12 protein-coding genes and 1 pseudogene are annotated in these 12,369 nt (G+C 66.0%); 1 reads left to right on the forward strand and 12 read right to left on the reverse strand.

Annotation, left to right across the window (positions count from 1 at the left end; all coding sequences use genetic code 11):
* The 8 genes and pseudogenes from VNS22_RS01405 to VNS22_RS01440 all read right to left on the reverse strand — a co-directional run.
* Positions 1-308, reverse strand: a pseudogene (locus VNS22_RS01405) (IS481 family transposase); the annotation flags it as partial.
* Between the two features lie 348 nt (positions 309-656).
* The gene (locus tag VNS22_RS01410; protein WP_325728843.1) at positions 657-992 is read right to left on the reverse strand and encodes an ATP-binding cassette domain-containing protein; all 336 of its coding nucleotides are present in this window, start codon (positions 990-992) and stop codon (positions 657-659) included.
* Entirely contained in the window at positions 989-1,201 is a 213-nt protein-coding gene (locus VNS22_RS01415) for a hypothetical protein (RefSeq protein WP_325728845.1), read from the reverse strand. Before VNS22_RS01415 ends, VNS22_RS01410 begins: the two co-directional genes overlap by 4 nt.
* 21 nt (positions 1,202-1,222) lie before the next feature.
* Positions 1,223-2,383 (reverse strand): enolase C-terminal domain-like protein, encoded by a 1,161-nt coding sequence (locus tag VNS22_RS01420; RefSeq protein ID WP_325728847.1) that lies wholly within the window; start codon positions 2,381-2,383, stop codon positions 1,223-1,225.
* Between the two features lie 29 nt (positions 2,384-2,412).
* Positions 2,413-3,219 (reverse strand): carbohydrate ABC transporter permease, encoded by an 807-nt coding sequence (locus tag VNS22_RS01425; RefSeq protein WP_325728849.1) that lies wholly within the window; start codon positions 3,217-3,219, stop codon positions 2,413-2,415.
* A 38-nt stretch (positions 3,220-3,257) separates the two neighbouring features.
* A complete protein-coding gene (locus VNS22_RS01430) occupies positions 3,258-4,217 on the reverse strand; it encodes a sugar ABC transporter permease (protein ID WP_325728851.1) in 960 nt (319 codons plus the stop codon).
* 10 nt (positions 4,218-4,227) lie between these two features.
* Positions 4,228-5,334 (reverse strand): enolase C-terminal domain-like protein, encoded by a 1,107-nt coding sequence (locus VNS22_RS01435; RefSeq protein ID WP_325728853.1) that lies wholly within the window; start codon positions 5,332-5,334, stop codon positions 4,228-4,230.
* Positions 5,335-5,366: 32 nt separating this feature from the next.
* Positions 5,367-6,602, reverse strand: a complete 1,236-nt coding sequence (locus VNS22_RS01440; RefSeq protein WP_325728855.1) for an ABC transporter substrate-binding protein — start codon at positions 6,600-6,602, stop codon at positions 5,367-5,369.
* Between the two features lie 280 nt (positions 6,603-6,882).
* Here VNS22_RS01440 and VNS22_RS01445 point away from each other — a divergent pair, with 280 nt between their 5' ends.
* A complete protein-coding gene (locus VNS22_RS01445; protein WP_325728857.1) occupies positions 6,883-7,527 on the forward strand; it encodes a GntR family transcriptional regulator in 645 nt (214 codons plus the stop codon).
* Positions 7,528-8,224: 697 nt separating this feature from the next.
* Here the strand turns inward: VNS22_RS01445 and VNS22_RS01450 are convergent.
* The 4 genes from VNS22_RS01450 to VNS22_RS01465 all read right to left on the reverse strand — a co-directional run bounded on the left by VNS22_RS01450 (position 8,225) and on the right by VNS22_RS01465 (position 12,336).
* Entirely contained in the window at positions 8,225-9,217 is a 993-nt protein-coding gene (locus VNS22_RS01450) for an ABC transporter substrate-binding protein (protein WP_325728859.1), read from the reverse strand.
* An 85-nt stretch (positions 9,218-9,302) separates the two neighbouring features.
* Positions 9,303-10,415, reverse strand: a complete 1,113-nt coding sequence (locus tag VNS22_RS01455) for an isocitrate/isopropylmalate dehydrogenase family protein (RefSeq protein WP_325728861.1) — start codon at positions 10,413-10,415, stop codon at positions 9,303-9,305.
* On the reverse strand, positions 10,412-11,104 hold the full coding sequence (locus tag VNS22_RS01460; protein WP_325728864.1) for a GntR family transcriptional regulator: 693 nt from the start codon (positions 11,102-11,104) through the stop codon (positions 10,412-10,414). The genes VNS22_RS01455 and VNS22_RS01460 overlap by 4 nt, the downstream gene beginning before the upstream one ends.
* Positions 11,105-11,373: 269 nt before the next feature.
* On the reverse strand, positions 11,374-12,336 hold the full coding sequence (locus VNS22_RS01465; protein ID WP_325728866.1) for a pirin family protein: 963 nt from the start codon (positions 12,334-12,336) through the stop codon (positions 11,374-11,376).
* Positions 12,337-12,369: the final 33 nt, after the last annotated feature.

Genomic DNA, 12,369 nt, shown 5'->3' on the forward strand with positions numbered 1-12,369 from the left:
TGCAGCGAGGAGCGGGTCAGGTGCGGCAGGGTCGGCTGCAGGGCGTAGAGGCAGTCGTCGAGCGGCAAGAGCGTGTAGCGCCGCAACGCGACGATGACCGCCTCGTCCTCGGGGCTCAGCACGGTGGACCGCGGCGCCTTCGGCCCCATCGGCGCATCGGCGGCAAAGGTCCGCTTGCGCCATTTCTGCACGGTGGTCGGGCTGATGCCCTAGCGCCTGGCCAGTGCCCTCACGCTCGCTTCACTAGCCTGGATCGCGCGACGCACTGTCTCTGTCGTCGTGGCGCGGCCGTGAAGAACCTGGCCCATAGCGCGTCCTTCCAAGTGTGCGGCTCGACTGTAGCTCTACACCCTGGGACCGAACATCTAGCGCTCGATCCGCTCGCCGGGCAAGTAGTCGTGCCAAGTCGTACGGGAAGCATGCTGTTCCAGATCGTCATTGGCCCTCGCGCACCATGCAACTGCGCTTTCGCGAGCAGGCGCAGCGTCGGTAAAGCGTTCCACGTCCGCCATCACCGCTGGGCTCTCGGGAGCAGCGAAGGCAATGGAAGGAGCGGTTCCAGCGCCGCCCACGCCGCGTCACTCGGATCAGTAGGATAGGGCCGATCAGGCATGGCGCTCCCCAACGAGGACATGCCTGATCGACCTACAAACTGGTCACCCAGTGACTTTGCCGACAGTCAGTGAGAACATGTTCATGTAGACCGGCTGCTGGTCGGCCAGCGCCAGGTCCTGGTAGACGACCTGGATGCCGTGCGCTTGGGCAGCGCACGGGTTCAGGAAGCTGATCGGGCTGCCATCCATCAGGATCCGCCTGGCAGTAGGTGGGTGGACCCCGGCGATGATCTTCACCAACGTCGACTTGCCAGCATCGTTGTCGCCCAGCAGCGCCACGATCTCCCCGGCATGCAGTTCCAGGTCGATCCGCTCGATCGGGACAACGCCGCCGAACTCCTTACGCACGCCCTCCAGCGCCAGTACCGGGGTGGTCACGGCCAGTCCGCCGGGCGACCGAGCGCGTCGTGGATGGCTTCCACCGCCGGCATCCCGGACGCCAAGCCGGCGACGCCGACGGAATAGGCCCGGGTCACGAAGACCTGCGGGCGGAAGCCGGACACCATGGTCTCGCCGACTACCGGCATGCCCGCACTGCCGTCGATCGTACCGCAATAGTCGATCGCGGTGGGCAGCGGGATCTGCATTGGCAAATGTCCAGCCTAATATTACCTCAATACAACCAGCGCTTTCTGGTTTCTCGCGATGTAGTTCCAGTCATAGCCGACGCCCAGTCCCGGCCCGGTAGGGACAGGGAAGCAACCATCGGCACCCACATCCTCCGGCTGGTCACTGTAGCCGCAAGTATAGATGGGCGGCTTCGGGTTGCCGATCTTGGGCGCACACAGGGCCAGCTCGTAGTAGTTCGTGTTGCGCATCGCCGCCATGCAGTGGCGCTGCGTGGGGCCGGCACCGTGCATCTCGGCGTCCAGGCCGAACGCCTCGGCCAGATGGACCATCTTCATGGCGCCGGTGATGCCCATGTCGAGGGTCGGGTTGACCCGGACATAGTCGGTGGCTTCGGCCGCGATCATGTCGGCCTTGGCTTCCAGGCCGCGCACGTGCTCGCCCATCAGGATCGGCGTCTTGAGCATCTGGCGGAGCTTCTTGTGGGCATGGCGGGAATAGCCGCCGTCGCGATAGGGGTCCTCGTACCAGAAGAAGCCGGCTTCATCGCAGGCGCGGCCGACATAGAGCGCGTCGCCGAACGTCTTCAGCTCGCAGGCCGGGTCGAGCATCAGGTCCATGCGGTCCCCGACCCTGGCCGCGACGTGCAGGACGTTGGCGGCCTCCTCGCGCCGCTCCGCGTCGGTCCAGCCATGGATCTTGAAGGCGCGAAAGCCCAGCTCGTGGCAATACTCGGCATAGTCCGCGAAAGCTTCCTTGGAGGACAGGCCGCCGTTGCGGTCACCGTGGAAGGTGCTAGCATAGGTGGGCAGGCGCTCGCGGAAGCCACCCAGCAGCTTTGCGACCGGCACGCCGTAGCGCTTGCCGGCCATGTCCCAGAGCGCGATGTCGAGGTCGGCGTAGCCGAGACCCCAGGTCTTGCGCTGGACGCGCTTCCAGTCGTCGTACATCTGCTCGCGGCTGTCGGCGTCCCGGCCGATCAGCATCTTCGCCAAGGCCAGGGCCTGCGCGTACAGGGTGGCGTCATAGTTGACGTTGACCCACTCGCCGACGCAGCCCTCGCTGTCGGTGATGCGCACGGCATAGCCGGTGCGCTCGATGCGGCCGCCCGGCGTGTAGACGGCGTTCATGCTGTGGTCGATCGACAGGCCCTCGACCGGGAAGGTGAAGGTCTGGAACTCGATTTCCTTGATGGTCGGCACGTCGGATGGATCCTTCTTGGCGGCGGGCCTCAGCCCTTCACCGCACCGGTGGTGAGCCCGCTCACGAGCACGCGCTGGATGAAGGCGAACAGGACGACGACGGGGATGATGCTGATGACGCCACCGGCGGCCAGCATGCCCCAGGGCAGCTGGAACTCGCCGATCATCAGCTGCAGCCCGACCGGCCAGGTACGCGAGCCCTGGCTGGTGGTGAGCATCAGGGCGAACAGGAACTCGTTCCAGGCACCGATCGCGACGAACACGGTGGTGGCGACCAGGCCGTTGCGGGCGAGCGGCAGGACGATCCGGACCATGGCACCCAGCCGGGTGCAGCCGTCGATCCGGGCGGCTTCCTCCAGGTCGTCGGGCAGGGCGTCGAAGAAGCCCTTCATGATCCAGACGAACAGGGGCAGGAGGAAGCTGGAATAGGCCAGCGCCAGGCCGAAGCTGCTGTCTAGCAGGCCCAGGCCGCGCATGATGATGAACAGCGGGATGATCTTCACCACCGCCGGAAACATCCGCACGACCAGCAGGCCCAGCAGCATCTCCTTGCGGCCGGGAAAGCGGAAGCGCGAGAAGGCATAGGCGCCGAGGCTGCCGGCGACCAGGCAGATCAGGATGGTCATGGCGGTGGTCTTGGCGCTGTTCAGCACCAGGACGGCGAAGCCCGACTGCCACCAGATGTTGACGTAGTGCTCGAACGTGAAGCTGGAGGGCCAGTACTTCACCCCGGCAGCCGTGACGATGTCGGTCTCGGGCTTGACCGAGGTCAGCACCAGCCAGACCAGCGGCAGCGTCGTGAACAGCAGGAAGAACAGGATCGTCGCATAGGTCACGACAGCCCAGATGCGGCGCGACCTGCGCGAGCCGACGATCACGAGTTGGCCATGATGTTGGAGGCCCTCACGTAGAGGAAGCAGAACAGCATCAGGAGCAGAAGCATCACCACCGACAGCGCGCCGGCATAGCCGAAGTCGAAGGCCCGGTAGGCGGTCTGGAAGGCGTAGAGGGACAGGACCATGGTGGAGTTGGCCGGGCCGCCATTGGTCAGGATCAGGAGCAGGTCGGGCGAGTTCACGATCGAGATCACCCGCAGCACGACGGCAGCCACGATCACCATCTTCAGCATCGGCAGGGTGACGTGCCAGAAGCGGTCGACGACCGTGGCGCCGTCCACCGCGGCGGACTGGTGCAGCTCGTCGGGCACGCCCTTGAGCGCGGCCAGGAGCAGCAGGGTGAAGAACGGGAAGCCGTGCCAGGCTTCGACCACGACCGCGGCGATCAGGGCGGTGGCGGGATCGGCGAACCAGGCGCGGTAGCCGTCCAGGATGCCGGCGCGGACCAGCAGGTCGTTGATCACGCCGAGCCTGGGATCCAGCATCAGCGCCCACATGTTGCCGGCCACGACGTTCGGCAGGAACCAGGGCAGCAGGATCACCACGCCCAGGAAGCGCAGGCCGGGCAGGCGCTGGTTCAGGGCGAGCGCACTGGCCAGTCCCAGCGACAGCTCGAGGACGATGGCGAGGCTGGTGTAGGCGAGGGTGTTGCGGACCGACAGCCAGAAGGTGCCGTCCTGCAGGATCGCCAGGTAGTGCTTGAGGCCCACGAAGCCGGTGCCCAGGCCCGGCCGGGTCAGGCGCATCTCGCGGAAGCTGAGCGTGATGCCGTAGAAGGTCGGGTAGATCACGATCAGCGCCACGATCAGGACGCAGGGCAGCAGCAGGAACCAGGCCCAGTGTCGGCGCTCGGAGAACTCGGCGATCCGGCCGAAGGGGTTCCAGCGATCGGGGCCGACCGCTACCTCCTGCCGGCCCCCGTCCCAGCTGCGTGCCATCGTCGCCCGCTCAGACGCTGGCCAGCGCCGTGCGCTGGACGTAGTCCCAGTCGAAGTCCTCGCCCAGGCCCGGCGCATCGGACACGGTGAGGTGGCCGTCCCTGATCGCGAGCGGGCCCAGCTCGACGAGGTTGTCGATCTGCGCCTCGCTCATGATGATCTGCTCGTAATAGTCGTTGTTGCGGATGGCCGCACAGATCTGCGCGTTGGGCAGGCCCATGCCGTGGACCTGGCAGCGCATGCCGAAGCTGTCGGACAGATGGGCGACCTTCATCGCACCGGTGATGCCGCCCTTGAAGAACCAGCTGGTGCGGGTCATGTCGAGCGCGCCCAGCTGGATCCAGGTCGCCATGTTCCAGTGGCAGCCGTCCGGCGTCTCGGCGGCGAGCACCGGCACGTCGAGCGCGTCGCACAGCTTTTTGTAGGAGCCCAGCTCGAACTCGCGCATCGGCTCCTCGTACCAGAGGAAGTTGCACTCCTCCATGACGCGGCCGAACTTCAGCGCGGTGACATAGTCCCAGCCGGCCGAGCCATCGAACATCAGGTCGGCATCGTCACCGGTCCACTTGCGCAGGTTGCGCGAGAGCCTGGCGTCTTCCTTGGCATCGCCCCAGGCATGCAGCTTGAAGGCGGTGAAGCCCTTGTCCATGGCGTATTTGATGTGCCGCTCGAACTCGTCCATCGTGTCCCAGGTGATGGTGGACGCGTAGACCGGCACCTTGGGGTCATTGCCGCCGAGCATCTGGTAGACCGGCATGCCGGCCTTCTTGCTCTTGATGTCCCACAGGACGCAGTCGAGGATGCCTAAGTGGCGCACCGGGATCTCCTCGACCCGATCGATCTCCCAGACCAGCCACCACAGCTTCTCGGTGAGCAGCGGGTCCTGGCCCACCAGCTTCTTCAGCCGGCGCTCGACCAGGCTCATCACCGAGGGCCCCTGCGGCACGCGCATGGCGCCGTAAATGCCTTCGTCCGTGTCGACGCGGATGATGGCTTCGAGCGGCTTCTTATGCATGGGCGTGCCGTCGCCGGAGCCATCCAGGCCCTTGCGCCACTTGAACGGCCAGCGGGGATGCTGGCCCTCGACGAGCCAGCAGCGGATGTCGGTGATCTGCATGGATGGTCCCAGGAAGAATGGGCGACGACGCGTCAGGCGTCGTCCAGACCCTTCATCATGACGTCGACGGCCTGTTCCACCGTGGCGGAGCCGATCATGACGCTCTGCATGGCGGGTAGAACGACGTCCTCGCGCCAGTGGTTGGAGCCCACGAAGCTGATGGGCGGCTCGCCCACCGGCAGGGTGTCGCTGGCGGCCTGGTAGATCGGGTTGTCCGCGATCCGCGGGTCCTTCAGCGCCTGCGCCGAGGCCGGGAAGTAGCCGGTCGCCTCCAGCATCGCGATCTCGGGCTCAGCCTCGCCCCAGAAGCTCGCCCATTGCCAGGCGGCATCGGCCTGCGCATCGCTCATCAGGCTGTTGTAGCCGTAGGAAACCCGACGATAGTCGTTGGCCGGGCCGGCCGGGACCATCGCGGTCATGACCTGCTCGCCCGGCTTCAAGGCGGTGGTGACCTCCACCAGCGAGCCGGTATGATGCCAGATCATCCCGGTATGGCCGGTGCGGAAGCCCTCCATCACCTGGCGATAGCTGTCGCTGGTAGCGCTCGGCGGCACCAACTTGCGCCTGGCGAGGCCGGTCCAGAAGTCGACGGCCTCGATGGCGAGCGGCCGGTCGAGCACGCCCCGGCCATCCTGGACCGTCAGGGCCCCGAACTGCCGCAGGATGTTGACCATGTAGACGTCGCCGCCCTGGCCGCCGCGCATGCCATAGCCGAAGCGGCCTTTGGCCGGATCGGTCAGCTTCTCCGCGATCTGGGCGAACTCGTCCATGGTCCTGGGCGGGCTGGCGATCCCGGCCTCCTCGAACCAGTCGGTGCGGTAGTACAGCAGGTCGATGAAGGTGAAGGCGGGAATCCCGTAGATCTTCCCGTCCCGGGTGATGGCCTGCCAGGCGGTGTCGGCGAAATCGCCTCTGCGCTCCCAGCCGTTCACCTGCCCGGTGAGGTCGACCAGGCCCTCCATGGCGACCAGGTCGTCGACCCGCTCAGCCAGCACCATCAGCGTGTCCGGCTGGCTCTGGGTCAGGATCGCCGAGGTGACCTTTGCCATGAACTCGCTGTTCGGGATGTTCTCCTGGACCACCGTCGTGCCGGCGTTGGCGTCCTGGAACATCTGGATGATCCGCTCCAGCCCGGCGAACTCGCTCTGGCTGGTCAGCGGATGCCAGTAGGTCAGGCGCCCTTCCGCCCTGGCGGTGCCACGTGTACCGAGCAGCGCCGCAGCGGCCAGCACGGTGCTCAGCAGGATCTGCCGACGACTCGTCGTCATTTCGACGCCTCCCTGGGTTCTGATGACCCTGGGGCACGTTCAGCCGTCGACTGTCATGCCCTTGTGATGCGATCAACGGAGCCAAAACATTGCATCAGATTACCTTGGCGGCAACAGGTTTGTCGGCTGCTGGCAAGCCAGCAGTAAGGATCGGCTGCCGAAGCGTCTCTCGCGGCAAGCAGAATTTTGTCATATGATCTGTTCAACATGCCTTATGAGATAATCAATGAACTCTTCTGATCCGGTCAGGCTTCCAGGCAAGGATGGAGGCAGCCGCCCGATGAAAGCGGGACAGCTGGCCTATCATCGCTTCAAGGAGATGCTGTTCGACCAGCGCATCCCCACCGGTGCCACCATCACCCAGTCCGAGCTGATGGCGATGATGGACGTGCCGATCGGCCCCTTGCGCGAGGCCCTGCAGATCCTTGAGAGCGAGGGCCTGGTCACCATGCTGCCGCGCGCCGGCATCCGGATCGTCAAGCCGGACCTGACCCTGATCCGCAACTCTTTCCAGCTGCGGCGGATCATCGAATGCGAGGCGATCCGCAAGTTCACCGAGCGGGCGAGCATGGAGGAGGTCCTGGCCTGGATCGAGCGACACCAGAAGGTGATGCGCGACAGCGGCGCGGGCGTTTCCACCGATGAGTTGATCGGGCAGGCGCACGCAACGGACGTGGCGTTGCACGCAGCACTGGTGGCGGCGCTGCGCAACCCACTGATCAACGAGATCTACGAGCGCACCAGGGACCAGATCCGTCTGATCCGCCTGGACAATCTCTACCTCCTGTCGAGCGTGACCGTCGCCTCGACCATGACCGAACATCTGCGGATCCTGGAGGCGGTGCGGGCGCGCGACTCCGAGGCGGCGGTGCGGGCGATGGAGGACCATCTCGCGGCGTCTCTGCAGCGCGCACTCGGTCTCTGAAAGAATTCGCACGGCCACAGGATGCGAGGCTGAAGTGAGAGATAGCCTCCGAAATTCGGACAGATGGATAAGCTCGGTTCGCTCCACATGAGGGGCGGACTGGGTGACAGAGGAGCGGACGCGCTACGTGAATTCGGCAAAGCGCTTCGCCAATACTCAGATCACCAACTTCAACCAGAGGCCCGAACAGCTTCACAATGAAAGAGAGGGCTCTGCAACTCCACCGGCGTCAACGTCGCCGTCCGGCAGCCAGCCAACTCCCCCATTGCCATTGTGCCGCAAGACATGCTGCACGGTCCGGCCGTTGGCGCCACTGGCCAGGCCGCGCCCGCCGGCGGGAACAGCTACTCCAGCCCCCTGGACCCGCGGGCGCCGTCCACACAAACATCTAGACGCTGCTGCACCAGTCCCGGTGCGGTGCAAGAACGGCGCAAACGACCTGCACCAGGGATGCGCCGATGGGGCAAGGCGCCGCCTTCCACCGTGCACAGCCGAGAGAGGAAGCGATCATTGTCGCTGTTCGACACTGCGCTCTTGCCAATGGACGACTGCCTTCATGCCCTGCAGTCGCCCCTGTCACACCTGCCCAGATCATCGCTGCATCGCTGCCGAGCGGCGAAGTCTGCCCTCGGGCTCGACCCGAGGGTCTCGGCTTTGGCTCGGCGATTTCAGTGGCGCGATTGAGCCGATGCTGAAGCTATTGCGCTTCAGGGAACAGCATCTCGGCCCGCCAGTCTTCGGGAGCCTCCTTGATCCGGCCAGTACGGGCCATGAAGTCGCTGAACGCACCCAGATTGAGCGGTTCGGTCGTAAAGCGAGCTTCCTTGTCCTGCATGATCTCCAGGATCTCCTCCTTGGGCGTCGGGTCGTTGGAGATCTTCAGGTACATGTCGGCGGCCCAGTCCATGTCCGCGTTCACCCGGTCGGTAGCCTCCTGAAGGGCCCCTAGAAATGCATTGTAGAGCGTGGGGTTGTCCTCACGGAACGCGGCCGTGGTCGCGATGACGTTGAACGAGAACAGGCCGCCCAGCACGTCCCCGGAGGTCAGGATCGCGTGAATGTTCGGGTTCTTGAGCTGTCGGTGGCCATAGGGCGGCGAGGTGAAGTTCGCCACGATCTCGCTGGGACCACCCAACATCGCAGCGGTGGCATCGGGATGGGACAGAGAGACGGTCAGGTGGTCCAGGCGTTCGAACTGGTCGTCGCCCCACTGCTTGGCCGCCGCCATCTGCAGGGCGGCGGCCTGGCCGGAGACCTTCACCGCCGGCACGGCGATGCGGTCGTCGTCGTCGAAGTCGGCGATGGATTTGATCGACGGATCGCGCACCGTCAGGATCCAGGGCAGCGCGTTCAGGCCGGCGGCCACCTTCACGTCGTAGCTGCCCTTGGTGCGCTCCCAGATCGTGACGATGCCGGTGGGGCCGAGGCTCGCGAAGTCGATGTTGCCGGAGATGAGGGCATCGTTCATCACGTCGCTGGACCGGAAGGTCGCCCACTCGACCGTCACGTCGCCCATGCCGGCTTTCTGGAGATGCTTCTCGACGAGGCCCTCCTCCTCCATGATCATCAACTGGATGTAGCCCAGCCCATATTGCTTGGCGACGCGCAGCGCATCGGCCTCGGCATGGGCTTCCGTGGCAACACCGAGGCCCAAGGCGGCAACGGCAGAGAGCGTCGCGATCTTCTTCATTCTACTGCTTCTCCCTGATGGCTTCTGCAGGAGACCGGGCACCGGTCTCACCGGCACCCATGCCCCTGCAACGTCGAGCGGAGCGTCAGGCCGACCCTCCCAGCCGGTCGATCACCGCACGGGCCACGGCCCCGGTGCCGTCCTGGCCGCCGATGTCGAAGGAGCGCACGGCACCCGAGCCGAATGCCGCATCGACGGCCGTGCGCACTTCCTCGGCCGCGGCGATGCAGGCATCGCTGCCATGCCGGGTGCCCAGCCATTCCAGCATCATGGCGAGTGAGAGGATCATCCCGGTGGGATTGGCGATGCCCCGGCCGGCGATGTCCGGCGCGCTGCCATGGCTCGGCTGGAACAGGCCGTGCTCGTCGCCGATGTCGGCGGACGGTGCGAAGCCCATGCCGCCGATCAGGCCGGCGCCGAGGTCGGAGATGATGTCGCCGAACAGGTTCTCCATCGGCAGCACGTCGAAGTCCCAGGGGCGGCGCACCAAGTCCAGGGCCATCGCGTCGATGTAGTGGTGGCGGGCCTCGACCTCGGGATGTAGGGCGGCGACCTCGTAGAAGACCGATCGCATGAAGGCGAAGGACTTGAACACGTTCGCCTTGTCGACTAGCGTCACCGTCCCTTTGCGGCCCTTGCGCTGGCCACGCCTGGCGGCGAGGTCGAAGGCGAAGTGCGAAAGGCGCTCGGTGACCTCGCGGGTGATCACCATCGTGTCGCGGGCCAGCCGGTCGTCCTCGATGACGCCCTTGCCGCGCGAGGCGAACATGCCTTCGGTGGATTCGCGCAGGACCACGAAGTCGATGTCCTTGGCGCGCGGATCATTCAAGGTGGCCGGCACGCCCGGCACGGCACGGATCGGCCGCACGCCGGCATAGAGCCGCAGCCGGAAGCGCAGGTCGAGCTGTGGGGCGATCTCGGTGCCGTCCTCGTAGCGGATGTCCGGCCAGCCCATGGCGCCGAACAGGATCGCGTCGGCCTTCTCTGCGGCCTGGAACGAAGCCTCGTCCAAGGCGGTGCCGGTTTCGCGGAAATAATGGGCGCCGCCCTGGCGCACGTCGCGGTGGAAGCCCAGGCCATGCCGACGCTCGACCGCGTCCAGCACGGCCAGGGTCGCGTCCATCACCTCGATGCCGATGCCGTCCCCGGGCATGACAGCGATGTTGAAGGCATTGGATTTCTTGGACGGCGACTTCATAGACGGCTCAATCCGAACTTGTTGATGATGTCGAGCAGGCCAGCGGCGGCGCGCTCACGATGACGGCGATAGAGTTCCCGCGCCCGCTCGGGCTCTCCGGCCAGGATCGCCTGAAGCACGGCGCGGTGCTCCCGGGTGGATTCGACCGGCTTGGGCCGAAGACGCAGGGTGAACATCCGCGCGCGGTGCGACTGTTCCCAGACTGTCATCACCATGGCCGCCAGACGGCGATTGCCGCACAGGTTCACCAGGGCGAAGTGAAAGCACTCGTCGGCCTTGGCCCAGCCGAGCAGGTCGTCCCGTTCCAGCGCCGCCTCCATGGCGTCACATGCCTGGGCCAGAGGTGCCACCTCCTGCGCGGTGGGCCGTCGCGCGGCGAGAATCTCGGTGGCGGCAGGCTCCAGGCTGGCGAGCACCTGGTAGATCTCGCGCATGTCGTCCGGTGAGATCGGCAGCACCCGCATGCCGTGGCGCGGCACGACCTCGACCAGCCCCTCGCGGGCGAGCCGCATCAAGGCCTCGCGGACCGGAGTCCGCGACATGCCGAGATCGTCGGCCAGGGTCTGCTCCAGGACCTGGGCACCTGGGGCATATTCGTTATCGAGGATGCGCCGCTTCATCTGATCATAGGCGGTCTCGGCGGCGCGGCGGCTGCCGCGCAGGTCGGGATCAGCGATCGAAGCATCCACTGTCATATGCGCTAGCGTATACGTTATTGGACGCAAGACAAGCGCCATCTGCGCTCGTCTGGTGGATCGACCCACCCTGGGTCATGGCGCCCCGCGCCTTGCCGAACAGCCGCTTCGGCACGGCGTGGTAGCCGCAGGGCCGGCGGGGCAGGCGCGTCTCCGCATCCTCGATCACCTGGGCAGCCACCAGCTGGCGACGCAGCCCTCCAGCCGCGACATGCCGGATCAGCCTGCGAACTGGTCACCTCAGCGACGCTGCCCACAGTCAGTCAAGGATAGTGCACCCCTCCTTCCGCCCGCAGCGGGTCATCCTGCCTGTTGGGCAGAGGGATGAACTCCGCCTCGTCACCTGGCACGGTGTCGAAGCGGCCGCGCGCCCATTCCTCCTTGGCCGCTGCGATCCGCTCAGGCCTTGAGGAAACGAAATTCCACCAGATGTAGCGTGGCCCTTCCATCGGCGCGCCGCCGAACAGCATGAACCGCGCTGCCGACACCGCGGTGACGGTGATGGCATCCCCTGGACGCAGCACCAGGAGTTGGGCGGGCCCGAACTGGTCACCCGCCACCTCGATCGTGCCGGCGATGGTGTAGAGCGCACGCTCTTCGTAGGTCGCGTCGATCGGCATCCGGGCACCCGGTCCGAGTTGCACGTCGGCGTAGAGCGTCTCCGACGCGGTGGCGAGCGGTGAGGTAACACCGAACGCCTGCCCTGCGATCAGTCTCGCCCGGATCCCGTCGGCATCGATGACCGGCAGCGCGTCCGCCTGGTGGTGCAGGAAGGCCGGATCGGTCTCCTCCTGCGCCGCCGGCAGCGCCATCCAGGTCTGGATCCCGAACAGACGCTGACCATTGCGGCGGCGCTGCTCGCTGGTGCGCTCGGAATGGACGATGCCGCGCCCGGCACGCATCCAGTTCACCGCACCCGGCTCGATCGTCTGCTCGGTCCCCAGACTGTCGCGGTGCAGGATCTCGCCCTCGAACAGATAGGTAAGCGTCGCTAGGTTGATGTGCGGATGGGGACGCACGTCGATGCCCTGGTCGGTCAGGAACTCCGCCGGTCCCATCTGGTCGAAGAAGATGAACGGGCCGACCATCTGCCGCTTGGTGGAAGGCAGGGCACGCCGCACCGTCATTTCGCCGAGGTCGACCGCGCGCGGCACGATCAGCGTCTCGATGACGTCCGTGGTCCGGCGATCGCCCAACACCGGATCGGGACAGGGGCTCCAGCTCATCGATCATCTCCATCCATGGCATGGCAGCTACCG

It is taken from the genome of Geminicoccus sp., assembly GCF_035556675.1.
GTDB lineage: Bacteria > Pseudomonadota > Alphaproteobacteria > Geminicoccales > Geminicoccaceae > Geminicoccus.